The sequence below is a fragment of the Actinomadura sp. NPDC048394 genome (genome assembly GCF_040651755.1).
GTDB lineage: Bacteria > Actinomycetota > Actinomycetes > Streptosporangiales > Streptosporangiaceae > Spirillospora > Spirillospora montaniterrae.
In genome coordinates this window covers 105156-121676 of record NZ_JBEZJL010000018.1, presented here as the reverse complement: position 1 = coordinate 121676, position 16521 = coordinate 105156, and the positions used below count along the sequence as shown (strand labels likewise).

The window sequence follows — 16521 nt, the reverse complement described above, 5'->3', positions numbered from 1 at the left end:
GCGTGCGGTGAGATTCTCACCGCGGTCCCGGGTTTCCGCCGGGCCGGTCCCGGGGTTCCCCGGAAACGCGCGGGACCCCGCCGCCCGCGTGGGGCGGCGGGGTCGCGGGTGGAGAGGGACGGTCAGAGGCCGAGGTCGGCCTCGAAGTTGCCCTCCTCCAGGCGGTGCTTGATCGTGCCGAGGAAGCGGGCGGCGTCCGCGCCGTCGATCAGCCGGTGGTCGTAGGTCAGCGCCAGGTAGACCATCGACCGGACCGCGATGACCTCGCCCAGCTCCGGGTCGTCGATGACGGCGGGCCGCTTGACGACGGCGCCGGTGCCGAGCATGCCGACCTGCGGCTGGTTGAGGATCGGGGTGTCGAACAGCGCGCCGCGGCTGCCGGTGTTGGTCAGCGTGAACGTGCCGCCGGCCAGCTCGTCCGGGTGCACCTTGTTGGTGCGGGTCCGCTCGGCGAGGTCGGCGATCCGCTGCGCCAGGCCGCCCAGGTTCAGCTGCCCGGCGTTGTGCACGACCGGGACCATCAGGCCGCGCTCGGGCACGTCGACGGCGATGCCGAGGTTCTCCACGTCGTGGTAGGTGACCTCGTTGGTCTCGCTGTCGATGACCGCGTTGACCTTCGGGTGCGCCTTCAGCGCCTCGACGGTGGCGAGCGCGAAGAACGGCAGGAACGACAGCTTGACGCCCTCGCGGGCCTGGAAGTCGGCCTTGGCCTGCTCCCGCAGCCGCGCGATCTTGGTGATGTCCACCTCGACCACGGTGGTCAGCTGCGCCGACACCTGCAGCGACTCCACCATGCGGCGGGCGATCGTCTGCCGGATCCGGGACATCTTCTCGGTGCGGCCGCGCAGCGCGAGCTGCTCGGCCGGGGCGCCCTCGGGCGCCGGGGCCGCGTGCCGGCCGGCCGGACGGGCCGGAGCGGCGGCGGGAGCGGCCGGCGCCGGGGCCGGGGCCTGCTGCGCCTGCTGGCGGGCGGCCTGCGCGGCGCGCGCGGCCTCCAGCACGTCCTGCTTGCGGATCCGGCCGCCGACGCCGGTGCCCTTCACCGTGGACAGGTCCACGTCGTGCTCGGCGGCGAGCTTGCGGACCAGCGGCGTCACGTACGGGCCCTCGCCGGCGGTCGCCGCGGGCGCGGCCTCCTGCGCGGGCGCCGGGGGCTGCTGGGACGCCGGGGCCGGAGCCGGGGCCGCGGGCTGCTGCGGCGCGGGCGCGGGGGCCGGCGGCGCGGCGGGCTGCTGCTGCGCGGGCGGCGGCCACGCGGCGGGCGGCGGCGCCTGCTGCGCCTGCGGCTGCTGGGGCTCGGGCTCGGGCTGCGGCGCCGGGGCCTGCTCCTGCGCCGGGGCCTCCTGCGCGGCGGGCGCCTGGTCCTGCGCCGGGGCGCCGGACGGGGCGTCGCCCTCGTCGCCGATGACGGCCAGCTCGGCGCCGACCTCGACGGTCTCGTCCTCGGCGACGGTGATGCTGGTCAGGATGCCCGAGGCGGGGGAGGGGATCTCGGTGTCGACCTTGTCGGTCGACACTTCGAGAAGCGGCTCGTCGGTCTCGACGCGCTCACCCTCCTTCTTCAGCCAGCGGGTGACGGTGCCCTCGGTGACGCTCTCGCCGAGCTGGGGCATAGTGACGGAGACCGGCATGGCTCTCAGCGACTCCTTAGAGAAATACTGTGCGCGGTTGTTCAGCCGTGCACGTGCAACGGCTTGCCGGCGAGCGCGAGATGCGCCTCGCCGACCGCCTCGGACTGGGTCGGGTGGGGGTGGATCAGCTGGGCGACCTCGCTCGGGAGGGCCTCCCAGTTGTAGATGAGCTGGCCCTCGGCGATCAGCTCGCCGACGCGCGCGCCGACCATGTGCAGGCCGAGGACCGGCCCGTCCACGGCCGCGATCACCTTGACCTCGCCCTGCGTGCCCAGGATCTTGCTCTTGGGGTTGCCGGCCAGGTCGTAGGTGACCTCGTTGATCTCGTACCCGCGCTCGCGGGCCACCGCGGAGGTGATGCCCACCGAGGCGACCTCGGGATCGGAGTAGGTGATGCGCGGCACGCCGTCGTAGTCGATCGGCGCGGGGGCGAGCCCGCCGAGCCGCTCGGCGACGAGGATGCCCTCGGCGAAGCCGACGTGGGCCAGCTGCGGCGTGGCGACGAGGTCGCCGACGGCCGAGATGGTGGGGACGCTGGTGCGGCAGTACTCGTCGACCTTGACGTAGCCGCGCTCCAGCTCGACGCCGGCCTCGGCGAGGCCGATGCCGTCGGAGACCGGTCCGCGGCCGACCGCCACGAGCAGCAGCTCCGCGTCGACGACCTTGCCGCCCTCCAGCGTGACGGAGATGCCGCCTTGGGTGGTCTTGGCGCTCTCGAAGCGGGTGCCGAGCTCGAACTTGATGCCGCGCTTGCGGAACGCCCGCTCGAGCCGCTTGGAGCTGGACTCCTCCTCCAGCGGCAGCAGGTGGGGGAGGGCCTCGACGATGGTGACCTCGGCGCCGAACGAGCGCCACACGCTGGCGAACTCCACGCCGATGACGCCGCCGCCGAGGATGACGACCGAGCCGGGCACGTGCTCCAGCCGCAGCGCGTGGTCGCTGGAGATGACGCGCTCGCCGTCGATCTCCAGGCCGGGCAGCGACTTCGGCGCCGACCCGGTGCCGAGCACGATGTGCTGGGCCTCCAGCGCGCGGGTCTCGCCGGCGGGCGTGCGGACCTCGACGGTCGTCGGGCCGGCCAGCCGGCCCTCGCCGTGCACGACCTCGATGCCGCGCGACTTGATCAGCCCGGTGAGGCCCTTGACGGTCGTGGAGACGACCTTGTCCTTGTAGGCGTTCACGCCGGCGACGTCGATGCCCTCGAACACCGCCTTGACGCCGAACTTCGCCGCCTCGCGGGTCTGGTCCGCCACCTCGGCCGCGTGCAGCAGCGCCTTGGTGGGGATGCAGCCCCGGTTGAGGCACGTCCCGCCGAGCGACTCGTCGCGCTCGACGAGCGCGACGGACCTGCCGAGTTCGGCGGCGCGCAGCGCGCACGCGTAGCCGCCGCTGCCGGCACCCAGGACCACGATGTCGTAGGGGCCGTTATTCGCCACTGGACGCTCCCTTTCCCGGAGACGGCACCGCGCGGGCCGCGGCGCCCTCGGGCGGGGCGAACCTGCAACGGGCCCCCACCGCCACGAGAAAATCTATTGTGTCCCGCCCCGGCCGGTGCCGGGCGGCCCCCCGCGAAATCCCGGCGGCCCTACAGGATCCCGGCGGCGAGGTCCTCGGCGATCTGCACGAGCGTGCGGGTCGCCGCGCCGGTGCCGCCCTTCGGGGTGTACCCGTAGGCCTCGCCCTGCTGGAACGAGGGGCCGGCGATGTCGAGGTGCGCCCACTTCACGCCGTCCGGCACGAACTCCTTCAGGAACACGCCGGCGACGAGCATGCCGCCCCAGCGGTCGCCGCTGATGTTGGCGAGGTCGGCCACCGCCGAGTCGAGCCCCTTGCGCAGCTCGGCCGGCAGCGGCATGCCCCAGGACGCCTCCCCGGCGCGCTCGGCCGCCGCCACCACCTTCTCACGGACGTCGTCGTCGTTGGCCATGACCCCGGCGGTCCGGCTGCCGAGCGCGACCAGCTGCGCGCCGGTCAGCGTCGCCACGTCCACGATCAGGTCGGGGGAGTCCTCGCCGGAGCGGACCAGCGCGTCGGCGAGCACGAGGCGGCCCTCGGCGTCGGTGTTGAGGACCTCGACGGTCTTGCCGCCGTAGATGCGCAGCACGTCGGACGGGCGCTGGGCGCTGCCGCTCGGCATGTTCTCGGCGATGGCGAGGTAGCCGACGACGTTGACCTTCGGGGCGAGCTCGGCGATGGCGGCCAGCGCGCCGAGCACGGCGCCGGCGCCGCCCATGTCGGACTTCATCCAGTCCATGGAGCCGGTCGGCTTCAGCGACAGGCCACCGGAGTCGAACGTGATGCCCTTGCCGACCAGCGCGAGGGTCTTGGACGCCTCGGGGTGGGAGTAGGCGAGCCGGACGAGGCGCGGCGGGTTCACCGAGCCCTGCCCGACGCCGGTGATGCCGCCGTAGCCGCCGTCGACGAGCGCCTTCTCGTCGAGGACCTCGATGCCGAGGCCGCTCTCGCGGGCGACCCGCTCGGCCTCGTTGGCGAGGTCCTCGGGGGTGAGGTCGGACGGCGGGGTGTTGACCAGGTCGCGGACGAGGTTGACGGCGTCGGCGAGCACGCGGGCGCGCTCCACGGCCACGTCGGTGGCGGCGGGGGCGGCGAGCCGGATCTCGGCGACGGGGCTCTTGTGGCCGTCGCCGGTCCGGTAGGAGTCGAAGGAGTAGGCGCCGAGCAGCGCGCCGAGCGCGACGGCCTCGGCCTCGGCGGCGTCCGCGGCGGGCAGCGCGACGGCGACCTTCCCGGTGCCGGCGAGCGCGCGGACGGCGGCGCCGGCGGCGCGGCGCAGGTCCTCGGCGGAGGGGGCGTCGCCCAGCCCGGCGGCGACGATCACCGGGGCGGCGACGGCGCCCAGCGTGGGCAGCTTGGTGATCTCGCCGGGCTTGCCGGTGGCGCCGAGGGCGCCGAGCGCCGCGGCGAGCCTCCCGTCCAGGGCGCGGTCGAGGTCCTCGGCGCCGGCGGCGGGCTTGGCCCCCGCGTCCGCCGGGACGGCTCCGATCACGATGGCGTCGACGTCGAGGCCGGCCAGGTCTGCGCTGTCAAGTCCGATGCTCGTCACGTAGCCCGATGTTAGTCCTCCCGGTGACCGGTTTCGCCCTTTTGGATCAAGCATTGCCGGGCCCGGAACCTTGCCGCTGCCTGCCGCGATCGCGCCGCGGCACGGGCCGGGCACCGGCCGGGCGCCGGCCGGGCGCCGGCCGGGCGCGGTGCGGGCGCGGTGCGGGGGGCGGGGCGCGCGGGCAAGATACCCGGCGTGCGGGCGGGGCGGTGCGCCGGGGCGGCCGGCCGGCGGAGGCGGCGCGGCGGGTGGCGGGACGCCGGACGCACGGCGCGTCCGCGCAGGTCACAGGGGTGCCGCGGATTTTCGGGGTGGCGCAACGGGCGCACTATTCACCTATTCCCATCGATTTAGTAGGTTTATGGCCGTGACCAGGAGAGACGACACCCGCACGGCGCCGGGACCGGCCCCCGCGGCGGCCCCGCCGGCGGCCGCCGAGGCCCGCCGGCCGCGCGCCGACCGGGCCCGCCAGGTCGCGGACGTCCTGCGCCGCCAGGTGCTCTACGGCGACCTGCGCAGCGGCGCGCTGCCCGCCGAGGCCGAGCTCGTCCGCGAGTTCGGCGCGTCCCGCAACACCGTCCGGGAGGCCCTCGCGCTGCTGCGCGCCGAGGGGCTCATCGAGCGCTGTCCCGGCGTCGGCACGCACGCGGTCGCCGAGAAGTACCCGCACGGGCTGGAGCGGCTGCTCGGCCTCGCCGAGACGCTGCGCGAGCACGGCGAGGTCGCCAACGAGGTGCGGCTGACCGGGCTGATCACCCCGTCCCGCGAGATCTCCTCCCGGCTCGGCACGCCCGGCGGCGAGCCGGTCGTCTACATCGAGCGGATCCGGCGGCTGAACGGGCTGCCGCTCTCGCTCGACCTCACCTACATCCCGCGCGACCTCGGCGAGCCGCTGCTGGCCGAGGACCTGGTCCGCAACGACATCTTCGTGCTGCTCGAGCGCATCGCCGGGCAGCCGCTCGGCCGCGCCGAGGTGATGCTCGAGGCGGTCAACGCCGACCCGCACTCCGCCGCCACCCTGGACGCCCCGCGCGGCGCCGCCCTGCTGATGCTCGAGCGCCTCACCCACCTGTCGGACGGGCGCCCCGTGGACCTGGAGTTCATCCGCTTCCGCGGCGACCGGATCACGATGAGCGGCTCCATGAGCCGCGCCTGACCCTTCTCCGGCCGCCCGGCCGGTGCCGCGCAGCGCCGCGCGGCGAGTCCCGCATGCCCGCACACCCTGGAGGACCCATGTCCCTCGTGGAGAACCGCGCCGATGTCCCCGTGACGGTGGACGAGGCGCTCTGCATCGACGGCTGCACGCTGTGCATCGACGTGTGCCCGCTGGACGCCCTCGCCGTCCACCCGGAGACCGGCAAGGCGTACATGCACGTCGACGAGTGCTGGTACTGCGGGCCGTGCGCCGACAGGTGCCCGACCGGGGCCGTGACCATCGACATGCCGTACCTGCTGCGCTGAAGGAATCCGATGAACGCGATGAAGACGACGCTGGCCGCGGCGGCCGCCCTCCTCCCGCTCGCGGCCGGCTGCACGGTGGCCGGGAACGCCGCCGGCGGCGGGGGCTCGGGGCAGATCGTCGTGGGGTACCAGTCCAAGACCATCAACACCGTCACCGCGGGGACGCTGCTGCGCTCGCTCGGCTACTTCGAGAAGCGGCTGAAGGCGCTCGGGAAGCAGGACGGCACGGAGTACTCGGTGGTGTGGCGCGACTACGACACCGGCGCGCCGATCACCGCGCAGATGCTCGCCGGGAAGATCGACATCGGTTCGATGGGCGACTACCCGCTGCTCATCAACGGGTCGCGGGCGCAGGCGCAGGGCGGCGACGCGAAGACGTCGTGGGTGTCGGTGACCGGCTACAACATGCGCGGCTCGCTGAACGGCGTCGTCGTCGCCCCGGGCTCGAAGGCGAGGACGCTGCGCGACCTCAAGGGGAAGACGGTCTCGACGAGCGTCGGCTCGGCCGGGCACGGCACGTTCGTCCAGGCGGCCCGCAAGTACGGGCTGGATCCCGCCAAGGACGTGAAGATCGAGAACCAGCAGCCCACGGTGGGCGCGTCGGCGCTGCAGGCGGGGAGCGCCGCGGCGTTCGCCCAGTTCGTCGCCTGGCCCGGCCTGCTGGTGAACAAGGGGCAGGCACGGCTGCTCTATGACGGCGGCCAGTTGGACGTGCCGACGTTCCACGGCGTGGTGGTGCGCAACCAGTTCGCCGAGAAGAACGGCAAGGTGCTGGACGCGTTCCTGCGCGCGCAGATCGACGCGACGAACTACCTGCACCAGCATCCCCTGGAAGCGGCCGAGTCGGTCGCGTCCACCACCGGGCTGCCCGCCGAGACCGTCTACCTCTACAACGGCGCGGGCGGCGTCGCCACCTTCGACCCCACCATCAAGCAGGGGCTGAAGGACGCGTTCGTGCACGACGTCCCGTTCCTGAAGTCGATCGGGGTCATCCAGACGCCCCTGGAAGTCGGGCCCTTCATCAACGACGCCTACATCAGGAAGGCGTACGGCGCGTCCTACGACCACGACGCCGCGTCCACCGCCAACCCTGCGGCCATCACCGGGACCGACGAGGTGTGCAGGACCCAGGTGGACGACCCGAAGACCGCGGGCGAGGTATGGGTGCAGGGCGAGGAGAGGACGCGTCCCGTCGCCGACCCGGTCTGCCTGCTGAAGAACGTGCGGGCGCTGCAGGGCCAGGGGAAGAAGCTCCGAGCCGTCTACATCCCGGACGCGACGACCGGCACCCGCTGGTTCGCCGACAAGGACGTGTGGGTGGAGGACCCGTCGGCCAAGGCGGACGAGAGGTTCAAGCCGTTCGCCACGGACGAGGGCGCCCGCAAGTACGTCGCCGCGCACTCCGGCGCCAAGGTCGTCACCTACGACGAGGCGGTGAAGAGCGCGTGAGCCGCCTCCTCCGCTGGCCCGTCCGCGCCGCGTCCCTCCTCGCCGCGCTCGCGGTGTGGCAGCTGCTCACCGCCGCGAACGTCCGGCTGTGGGTCAGGTTCGACCGGTTCCCCGGCCCGGCCGACGTGCTGCACGAGTTCGGCCGCCAGGTCGAGCACGCGCAGTACTGGCAGGACGTCGCGCAGAGCCTCGTCCGCATCCTCACCGGGTTCGCGCTCGCCGCCGTCCTCGGCGTCGCGGCGGGCGTCGCGACCGCCCGGTCCCGGTGGGCGGGCGACCTGCTGCAGCCGCTGTTCGAGGTCGCCCGGCCGATCCCGGCGATCGCGCTGGTGCCGGTCGCGATCCTGCTGTTCCCCGCGAACGAGCAGGGCATCGTGTTCATCACCTTCGCCGCCGCGTTCTTCCCCGTCCTCGTCGGTACCCGGCACGCGGTGAAGGCCCTGCCGGTCGTGTGGGAGGACGCCGTCCGCACGCTGGGCGGCAGCCGGATCCGGGTGCTGCTCGGGGTCGTCCTGCCGGGGATCCTGCCGGGCGTGTTCGGCGGCCTGTCCATCGGGATGGGCGTCGCGTGGATCTGCGTGATCTCCGCCGAGATGATCTCCGGCGACTTCGGCGTCGGCTACCGCACCTGGCAGGCGTACACGATCGTCGACTACCCCGGCGTGCTCGTCGGGATGGCCACCATCGGGCTGCTCGGCTACCTCACCTCCGCCGCCGTGGAGCTGACCGGCCGCCGGCTGACCCGCTGGCTGCCGAGGGAGGACCGGTCATGAAGGGCCTCGAACTGCGGGCCGAGGACGTCACGCTCGGCTACGGCGGCCGGGCCGTCGTCACCGGCCTCGACCTGACCGCCGGGGCCGGCGAGATCCTCGCCGTGCTCGGCCCGTCCGGCTGCGGGAAGTCGACGCTGCTGCGCGCGTTCGCCGGGCTGCTGCCCGCCGCGTCCGGGCGCGTCCTCGCCGGCGGCGAGCCCGTCACCGGGCCGTCCGCCGACCGGGCGCTGATGTTCCAGGACGACGCGCTGCTGCCGTGGCGGACCGCGCGCCGCAACGTCGAGCTGGCGCTGTCGCTGCGCGGCGTGCGGCGGGCGGAGCGGCGCGCCGAGGCGGACCGCTGGCTGGCCCGCGTCGGGCTCGGCGACGCCGCCGGGCGGCTGCCGCGCGAGCTGTCCGGCGGGATGCGCCAGCGCGTCCAGCTCGCCCGCACCCTCGCCGCCCGGCCCCGCGCGATCCTCATGGACGAGCCGTTCGGCGCGCTCGACGCGCAGACCCGCGCGAGCATGCAGCGGCTGCTCCTCGACGTGCTCGCGGACGCGCCCGCGACCGTCGTGTTCGTCACCCACGACGTGGACGAGGCGCTGCTGGTCGGGCACCGGATCGCCGTCCTCGGCGCGGGCGGCGTCGCCGCGCGGTTCCCCGCCGCCGCCTCCCGCGACGAGGTCCTGGCGGCGCTCGGGGCGCGCACCGACACGAAGGAGACCGTGTGATGGAGATCCCCGCCGCGACCGAGCGGCGCGAGCTGAGCGCCGACGTGCTGGTGATCGGCGGCGGCACCGCCGGGACGATGGCCGCGATCACCGCGGCCGAGCACGGCGCGTCCGTGCTGCTGCTGGAGAAGGCGCACGTCCGGCACTCCGGGGCGCTCGCCATGGGCATGGACGGGGTGAACAACGCGGTCATCCCGGGCAAGGCGACGCCGGAGGACTACGTCGCCGAGATCACCCGCGCCAACGACGGCATCGTGAACCAGCGGACCGTCCACCAGACCGCCACGCGCGGGTTCGCGATGGTGAAGCGGCTCGAGAAGTACGGCGTGAAGTTCGAGAAGGACGAGCACGGCGAGTACGCGGTGCGCCGCGTCCACCGGTCGGGCTCCTACGTGCTGCCGATGCCCGAGGGCAAGGACGTCAAGAAGGTGCTGTACCGGGTGCTGCGGCAGCGGTCCATCCGGGAGAAGGTGACGATCGAGAACCGCGTCATGCCGGTGCGCGTCCTGACGTCCGGCGGGCGAGCCGTCGGGGCGGTCGGGTTCGACACCCGCAGCGGCGAGTTCGTCACCGTGTCGGCCGGCGCGGTGATCCTCGCGACGGGCGCGTGCGGGCGGCTCGGCCTGCCCGCGTCCGGCTACCTGTACGGGACGTACGAGAACCCCACCAACGCGGGCGACGGCTACGCGATGGCCTACCACGCGGGCGCCGAGCTGAGCGGCATCGAGTGCTTCCAGATCAACCCGCTCATCAAGGACTACAACGGGCCCGCCTGCGCCTACGTCGCCAACCCGTTCGGCGGGTACCAGGTCAACGCCGAGGGCACCCGGTTCGTCGACTGCGACTACTGGTCCGGGCAGATGATGTCCGAGGTCAAGCGGGAGATCGACTCCGCGCGCGGGCCGATCTACCTCAAGCTCACGCACCTGCCGGACGAGACGCTGACCGCGCTCGAAGGCATCCTGCACACCACCGAGCGGCCGACCCGCGGGACGTTCCACGCCGGTCGCGGCCACGACTACCGCACGCACGACGTGGAGATGCACATCTCCGAGATCGGCCTGTGCGGCGGGCACTCGGCGTCCGGCGTCTGGGTGGACGAGAACGCCCGCACCACCGTCCCGGGCCTGTACGCGGCGGGCGACCTGGCCTGCGTGCCGCACAACTACATGATCGGCGCGTTCGTGTTCGGCGACCTCGCGGGCGCGCACGCGTCCGCGCATCTCGGCGCGCCCGCCGCGTTGCCGGAGGACCAGATCCGCGCCGCGCACGAGCTGATCTACCGGCCGCTGCGCAACCCCGGAGGCCCGCCGCAGCCGCAGGTCGAGTACAAGCTGCGCCGGTTCGTCAACGACTACGTCGCGCCGCCGAAGACGCGGACCAGGCTGGACATCGCCGTCGAGACGTTCGCGCGGATGGAGACCGAGATCGCCGCGATGGGCGCGCGGACCCCGCACGAGCTGATGCGCTGCGCCGAGGTCACCTTCATCCGCGACTGCGCCGAGATGGCCGCGCGGTCGTCCCTGACCCGCACCGAGAGCCGCTGGGGCCTCTACCACGACCGCGCCGACCTGCCCGAACGCGACGACGAGGAGTGGATGTTCCACCTCAACCTGCGGCGCTGCGACGACGGCGCGATGGAGTTCGTCAAGCGGCCGGTCGCGCCGTACCTGGTGCCGGTGGAGGAGTTCACCGTGCCGGAGGGCGCCGAGCCGCAGGTCCTAGGCCCCTCGCCGTCCGGCGCCGCGTCCGCCGGGCGGGTCTCCGTGGCCGCCCGCCCGGCCGCGGAGGCCCGCCCGGCGGCGTCCGTCGGACGGTCCCCGCGGCTGCTGGAACTGCAGCGGCTCGCCGAGACCCAGCCGGACGTCGGCGCGATCGCCGCCTACCTGGCCGACCCCGACCCGAAGGTGCGCCGCGCCGCCGTCGCCACCCTCACCGAGGTCGTCCCCGACGGCGTCGCCGGGGCCCTCGCCACCGCGCTCGCCGACGCGCACGGCTCCGTCCGGCACGCCGCCGCGACGGCGCTGCGCGAGCTCGTCGAGGTGCTGCCCGCCACCGGGGCGGTCCGCGACGCGCTGAGCGGCGCCCTGGACGTTCCGGACGCGCAGGTGCGTGCCGCGGTCCTGGACGTCCTGCGCGCGCTCCGCCTCGGCGATCCGGACGTGTTCGCGGGCGCGCTCGGCGACCCCGACCACCGCGTCCGGCTGCAGGCCGTCCGCGGGCTGGTCGCGCACGACGCGGCGGACGGGGTCGCGCGCGCGGCCGGCGACGCGTCCCGCGAGGTGCGGATCGCCGTCGCGCACGGGCTCGGCACGATCGGCGACCCGGCGGCGTCCGGTGCCCTCGGCGGGCTCATCGAGGACGCCGACGACCTCGTCCGCGCCGCCGCGTTCGAGGCGCTCGCGGGCGTCGGATGCCCGCCGCCGCTGGACGGGGCGGCGGCCGCGGCGCTGCACGACCCGGCCTGGCAGGTCCGCGCGGGCGCCGCGCGGGGCCTCGCCGGGGCCGATCCGGGCGTGGCGTCCGTCCCGCTGATCAAGGCGCTGGACGACCCGCACCTCGACGTCCGCAAGGCCGCTGTGATCGCGCTGGCGTCCCAGCCGCGCACGGGCGAGACGGTCGAGGCGCTGAGCGCTGCCCGGTCCGACCCGGACGCCGACGTCCGCGCCTACGCCCGCCGCGCCCTCACCCCCTGAGCCGTCAGGGGAGCGCCGCGAGGACCAGCAGGGCGGCGGTCGTGGCGATCTCCACCAGCGCGCCGAGGACGTCGCCGGTGACGCCGCCCAGCCGCCGGACGGCGTGCCGGAGCATCAGCAGCGCGGCGGCCAGGCCGAGCACGACCGCCGCGAGCCCGTGCAGGGCGCCGCCGGGGCCGCCGGACGCCGCGCCGGCGGCCCCGGCGGCGACCAGGACCGCCGCGGTGACGGTGACCGCGCCGCGTGCCGGGACGGTCCCCGCGACCAGCGCCCCCAGCCCGCCCGGACGGGCCGCCGGGACGCCCGCGCGGCACGCCCACGGCAGCGCCAGCCGGCCCGTCACCCCGGCGATCAGCGCGGCGACCGCGGCGTGCGGCGCCGACGCGAGCGCCGCGACCTGGACCAGCACGACGAGCAGCAGCGTCACCACGCCGAACGGGCCGATGTCGGACCGCTTCATGATCGCCAGCGCGTCCTCGGCGGGGCGCCCGCTGCCGAGGCCGTCCGCGAGGTCGGCGAGGCCGTCCAGGTGCAGCGCCCGGGTGAGCACCGCCGCCGCCCCCACCGCGAGGGCGGCGGCGAGCAGCCCGGACAGGTCCAGCGCGTCGCCCAGCAGCAGCACGAGCGCGGCGGCGCCGCCGGTGATCAGCCCGACGAGCGGCGCCGCCAGCATCGCCGCCCGACCCGTGTCCCGATCCACCTCGGGCGTGCGCAGCGGAACGATCGTGAGCAGCGTCACGGCCAGCCGCAGCCCGGCCCCGGCGCCCCTCACGGCAGCTCCAGGACGCGGCCCGCCACCACCAGCGCCGCCTCCTCCGACTCGGCGGCGAGCCGCTGGTTGGCCAGCCCGAGCATGTCGCGGAACGCCCGCCCCGACGCGGTCGTGGGCACCAGCGACAGCCCGACCTCGTCGGACACCGCGACGACCCGCGCCGCGGTGCCGCGCCACGCCTCGACCAGCGCGTCCAGCCTCGGCAGAACCCGCGGCGGGTCCTCCCACGCGCCCGACTCGTCCATCTCCGCCGCCAGCCACGTCCCGACGCCGTCCACCAGGACGGCCCCGGACGCCGACGCCAGCACCCCCGCGAGATCGGTCGTCTCGGCCGTCCGCCACCAGGCGGGACGGCGGCTCCGGTGCGCCTCGACCCGCGCGCTCCACTCCGGGTCGTCGTCGCGGACCGGGCCCGTCGCCACGTAGAGGACGTCGGGGGAGCCCGCCAACCGCAGCTCGGCCTCCGCCGACTTCCCCGACCGCGACCCGCCGAGCAGCAGTGTCCGGAACGGGCCGTCCTGCGGCCGCAGCCAGAACGCCATGCGCCGCTCCAGCTCCGCCGGGGACGGCATCCGGTGGTCCACGTGGACGGCCATCACGCGCGTCCCGGCCGTCACCGCCCCCACATGGCGCAGGTAGCCGAGATGCTCGGGAGAACCCGCCAGATCGAGCAGGACGGCGTCGTAGAGCGCGTCCGGCACCGGCTCAGGCCTGGCGCCCGGCCCGGCCGCCACCAGGACCCGGCCGCCGGGAGCCCGGACGTCGAGCCCGCCGGGGACCTCCGTCCGCGGGAGATCCTCCAGCGGGACGCCGTCGACGAGCACGGTGGCCGGTTCGTGCCGCACGCCGGCGGCGCGCAGCCGCCCGCAGGACGCGCAGCGGCAGCCGTCCCCGGGCCAGCCGCCCGGCGCGGCGATACCGCGGAGTTCGATGTCCATATCGGTCCGAAACTCTACGGGCCCGCCTGTATACGCTCACCTGGAAGGATCACGACCTCCCGGCAGAAGGAGACCCCCGGTGGGCAACCCCCCGACCCCGCCCTGGCCGGACCAGGGGCCGCAGCCGCCCTACGGCCCGCCTCCCGCGCCGCCTCCCGGCGCCGCACCGCCGGGCGCCGCACCGCAGCCGGGCGGCGCGCCGAGGCCGCCGATCACCGTGCCCCCGCCGCAGGGCTGGCAGCCCGGCCCGCCGCCCCCGCCGCGCCGCGGCCCCGGCCTGCTGATCGCGCTGATCGGCGGCGGTCTCGTGCTCGTGCTCGTCGCGGTCGCCGCCGTCGTCCTGATCGTCGGGAACGGCGGCGACGACGGCGGGAACCGCGCGGACGGCGGCGGATCCGACGGCACGAACCTGCAGGCCGGCAAGATCGCCGGCGGCGCGGAGGCGATCCCGAACCCCGACGGCAGCCTCACCATGGCCCGGCCCGGCGTCACGTCCCCGGTCGTCGACATCTACGAGGACTTCTCCTGCCCGCCCTGCGGCAACTTCGACCGCACCAACGACCCGATGCTCAAGCAGGTGGCCGTGGCGGGCGAAGCGAAGGTCGTCTTCCACCCCATGGTCATCTTCGGGGCGGGCACCGAACCGCAGCACGGCAACTCCACCCGGGCCGCGTCCGCGCTGCGCTGCGTCCGCGAAGGCGCGCGCTGGCTGTCCTACCAGGACGCCCTCTACGCGCACCAGCCGTCCGAGAGCACCCAGGGCTACGCCACCTCCGACCTCCTCGCCTGGGCCGCGCCCCTCGGCCTCACCGGCGACGACTTCAAGACCTGCGTCACCGGGCAGCGGTACGCCGCCGACGTCGCGCGGGTCAGCGAGTCCTACATCTCGTCCGGGGTCCAGGGGACGCCGTCGGTGCGCGTGAACGGCCGGCTGCTCTCCTCGTCCGACACCCAGACCCCGGACGCCCTGCGGCGCGCCATCGAGGCCGCCTCCTGACCGGAACGGCTAGTCTCACCCGCGACGAGGGAGGTCGAGCGCGATGGCGTGGAGCTGGCGTTTGGAGAAGGCCGACGGGCAGGCGGCCGGCACGTCCGAGGAGACCTTCTCCACCCAGTCGGACGCGGAGAGCTGGCTGGGCGAGAACTGGCGGAGCCTGCGCGCCGGCGAGGTCGACAAGGTGACGCTGCTGGACGGCGAGACCGTCGTCTACGGGATGAGCCTGCACGACCCGGAGTGACGCCGGACGGCCGCCGGACGCGGAAGGGGCCGCGGGACGCCCGTCCCGCGGCCCCTCGCCGCTCCGGCCCGCCTCAGCTCACGGGCGGGTGCGCGGGCTGGCGGTCTTCGACGCGTCCCGGATCACGACGTCGCCGAGCACGTCGTCGATCCGCTTCAGCACGTCGGCGTCCAGCTTCACGCCGGCCGCCTTCACGTTGTCGACGACCTGCTCCGGACGCGACGCGCCGACGATCGCCGCCGACACGTTCGGGTTCTGCAGCGTCCACGCGACGGCGAGCTGCGCCATCGACAGGCCGAGGTCGTCGGCGATCGGCCTCAGGTTCTGCACGCGGGTCAGCAGGTCGTCGTCCATCATCCGGCGGATCATGTCGGCGCCGCCCTTGTCGTCGGTGCCCCGCGACCCCGCGGGCGGCGGCTGGCCCGGCTTGTACTTGCCGGTCAGCACGCCCTGCGCGATCGGCGACCAGACGATCTGGCCGATCCCCTCGCGCTCGCACAGCGGGACGACCTCCTCCTCGATGACCCGCCACAGCATCGAGTACTGCGGCTGGCTCGACACGATCCGGTCGAACCCCATCTCGTCGGCGATCTTCAGGGCCTGCTCGATCTGCTCCGCGCGCCACTCCGACACGCCGACGTACAGCACCTTGCCCTGCCGGACGAGGTCGTCGAACGCGCGGAGGGTCTCCTCCAGCGGCGTCTCGTAGTCGAACCGGTGGGCCTGGTACAGGTCCACGTAGTCGGTGCCGAGACGGCGCAGCGAGCCGTTGATCGACTCCATGATGTGCTTGCGGGACAGCCCCCGGTCGTTCACGCCGGGCCCGGTGGGCCAGTAGACCTTGGTGAAGATCTCCAGCCCCTCGCGGCGCTGCCCCTTCAGGGCGCGGCCGAGGACCTCCTCGGCGCGCGTCCCGGCGTAGACGTCCGCGGTGTCGAAGGTGGTGATCCCCTCGTCGAGGGCCGCGCGCACGCACGCGCGCGCCGCGTCCTCCTCGACCTGGGAGCCGTGGGTGAGCCAGTTGCCGTACGCGATCTCGCTGATCTTCAGACCGCTCCGGCCCAGGTATCGGAACTCCATGCCCACGACCCTAGCCCGGCGGAGATCACCGCCGGTCCGGGCGGGGGCACCGCGGCCCGGACGCTCCCGTGTCGCGAGGGCGCCGAGGGCGCCGCGTCAGACCTTGTCCTTCTCGCCGATCTTCACCTGCGGCCCGGGCATCCGCAGCCGGCGGATCTGCATCGCGCGCATCGCCGCGTACATCCCGACGCCCTTGGTGTCCTCGTCCGGATGCCGCTCGGCGGCGAGCTTCTTCACGCCCCGGCTCAGCATCAGGCCCTCGCCGAACACCACGACCAGCAGCAGCGGCGGCGCGAACAGCACCAGCAGCTTGGCCGCCGGGATCGGCAGCAGGCTCAGCAGCACGATCGCGAACATCGCGTACATGAGGTACGAGCCGACGGTGCGGCGCGCGTCCACGTAGTCGCGGGCGAGCCGCCGGACCGGGCCCTTGTCCCGCTTGAGGAGGTACTTCTCGTCCCCGCGGGCCATGCCGGCGCGCGCACGCTGGCGCTCGTCCGCCTGCCGCTCCCGCACCTTCTTGTAGGCCTCCTTGCGGGTGGCCGGTGCGGTGATCGGCTGGCGGCGGCGCTTCTCGGCCTCGCTGCGCTTCGGCGTGGGGCGCCCCTTGCCTCCCGGCTTCGGCGTTACTACCTGAGGAGGATTCGGCGGGGCTTCCGGGGTACGACGCTTGAACACGGGGTCAGCCTACCGGCTGCGAACATCG

15 protein-coding genes are annotated in these 16521 nt (G+C 74.6%); 8 read left to right on the top strand and 7 right to left on the bottom strand.

The features are described from left to right. Window positions 1-122 precede the first annotated feature (122 nt). The 3 genes from sucB to AB0C78_RS15310 all read right to left on the bottom strand — a co-directional run bounded on the left by sucB (window position 123) and on the right by AB0C78_RS15310 (window position 4695). Window positions 123-1631 (bottom strand): 2-oxoglutarate dehydrogenase, E2 component, dihydrolipoamide succinyltransferase, encoded by a 1509-nt coding sequence (sucB, locus tag AB0C78_RS15320; RefSeq protein WP_360747344.1) that lies wholly within the window; start codon window positions 1629-1631, stop codon window positions 123-125. Window positions 1632-1672: 41 nt separating this feature from the next. Beyond that, window positions 1673-3067 carry a dihydrolipoyl dehydrogenase gene (gene lpdA / locus AB0C78_RS15315; RefSeq protein WP_360747341.1) on the bottom strand — a complete coding sequence of 465 codons (1395 nt, stop codon included), beginning with the start codon at window positions 3065-3067 and terminating at the stop codon, window positions 1673-1675. Between the two features lie 149 nt (window positions 3068-3216). Continuing rightward, the gene (locus AB0C78_RS15310; RefSeq protein WP_360747338.1) at window positions 3217-4695 is read right to left on the bottom strand and encodes a leucyl aminopeptidase; all 1479 of its coding nucleotides are present in this window, start codon (window positions 4693-4695) and stop codon (window positions 3217-3219) included. A gap of 367 nt (window positions 4696-5062) precedes the next feature. Between AB0C78_RS15310 and AB0C78_RS15305 the strand changes: the two genes are divergently transcribed. The 6 genes from AB0C78_RS15305 (at window position 5063) to AB0C78_RS15280 (ending at window position 11787) form a co-directional block, all read left to right on the top strand. Next, window positions 5063-5851: a GntR family transcriptional regulator gene (locus AB0C78_RS15305; RefSeq protein WP_360747335.1), complete on the top strand. Its 789-nt coding sequence runs from the start codon at window positions 5063-5065 to the stop codon at window positions 5849-5851. A gap of 77 nt (window positions 5852-5928) precedes the next feature. Then, a complete protein-coding gene (locus AB0C78_RS15300) occupies window positions 5929-6156 on the top strand; it encodes a 4Fe-4S dicluster domain-containing protein (protein ID WP_151593689.1) in 228 nt (75 codons plus the stop codon). Window positions 6157-6165: 9 nt separating this feature from the next. Beyond that, window positions 6166-7605 (top strand): ABC transporter substrate-binding protein, encoded by a 1440-nt coding sequence (locus AB0C78_RS15295; protein ID WP_360747332.1) that lies wholly within the window; start codon window positions 6166-6168, stop codon window positions 7603-7605. Further along, a complete protein-coding gene (locus tag AB0C78_RS15290) occupies window positions 7602-8378 on the top strand; it encodes an ABC transporter permease (protein ID WP_360747329.1) in 777 nt (258 codons plus the stop codon). Before AB0C78_RS15295 ends, AB0C78_RS15290 begins: the two co-directional genes overlap by 4 nt. Beyond that, a complete protein-coding gene (locus AB0C78_RS15285) occupies window positions 8375-9091 on the top strand; it encodes an ABC transporter ATP-binding protein (RefSeq protein WP_360747326.1) in 717 nt (238 codons plus the stop codon). Before AB0C78_RS15290 ends, AB0C78_RS15285 begins: the two co-directional genes overlap by 4 nt. Continuing rightward, complete coding sequence (locus AB0C78_RS15280; protein ID WP_360747323.1) at window positions 9091-11787, top strand: fumarate reductase/succinate dehydrogenase flavoprotein subunit; 2697 nt, start codon at window positions 9091-9093, stop codon at window positions 11785-11787. The genes AB0C78_RS15285 and AB0C78_RS15280 overlap by 1 nt, the downstream gene beginning before the upstream one ends. A 4-nt stretch (window positions 11788-11791) precedes the next feature. Here the strand turns inward: AB0C78_RS15280 and AB0C78_RS15275 are convergent, their stop codons facing one another. After that, window positions 11792-12559 (bottom strand): adenosylcobinamide-GDP ribazoletransferase, encoded by a 768-nt coding sequence (locus tag AB0C78_RS15275; RefSeq protein WP_360747320.1) that lies wholly within the window; start codon window positions 12557-12559, stop codon window positions 11792-11794. Next, a complete protein-coding gene (locus AB0C78_RS15270; protein ID WP_360747317.1) occupies window positions 12556-13497 on the bottom strand; it encodes a bifunctional adenosylcobinamide kinase/adenosylcobinamide-phosphate guanylyltransferase in 942 nt (313 codons plus the stop codon). Before AB0C78_RS15270 ends, AB0C78_RS15275 begins: the two co-directional genes overlap by 4 nt. Before the next feature lie 79 nt (window positions 13498-13576). Between AB0C78_RS15270 and AB0C78_RS15265 the strand changes: the two genes are divergently transcribed. Beyond that, window positions 13577-14494, top strand: a complete 918-nt coding sequence (locus AB0C78_RS15265; protein WP_360747314.1) for a thioredoxin domain-containing protein — start codon at window positions 13577-13579, stop codon at window positions 14492-14494. Between the two features lie 43 nt (window positions 14495-14537). Further along, a complete protein-coding gene (locus AB0C78_RS15260; protein WP_151545208.1) occupies window positions 14538-14735 on the top strand; it encodes a hypothetical protein in 198 nt (65 codons plus the stop codon). A 78-nt stretch (window positions 14736-14813) separates the two neighbouring features. Here AB0C78_RS15260 and AB0C78_RS15255 read toward each other — a convergent pair whose 3' ends face one another. Together AB0C78_RS15255 and AB0C78_RS15250 are read right to left on the bottom strand one after the other, a co-directional pair. Further along, window positions 14814-15815 carry an aldo/keto reductase family protein gene (locus AB0C78_RS15255; protein WP_151545207.1) on the bottom strand — a complete coding sequence of 334 codons (1002 nt, stop codon included), beginning with the start codon at window positions 15813-15815 and terminating at the stop codon, window positions 14814-14816. Window positions 15816-15911: 96 nt separating this feature from the next. Then, window positions 15912-16493 carry a DUF3043 domain-containing protein gene (locus tag AB0C78_RS15250; RefSeq protein ID WP_360747311.1) on the bottom strand — a complete coding sequence of 194 codons (582 nt, stop codon included), beginning with the start codon at window positions 16491-16493 and terminating at the stop codon, window positions 15912-15914. Window positions 16494-16521: the final 28 nt, after the last annotated feature.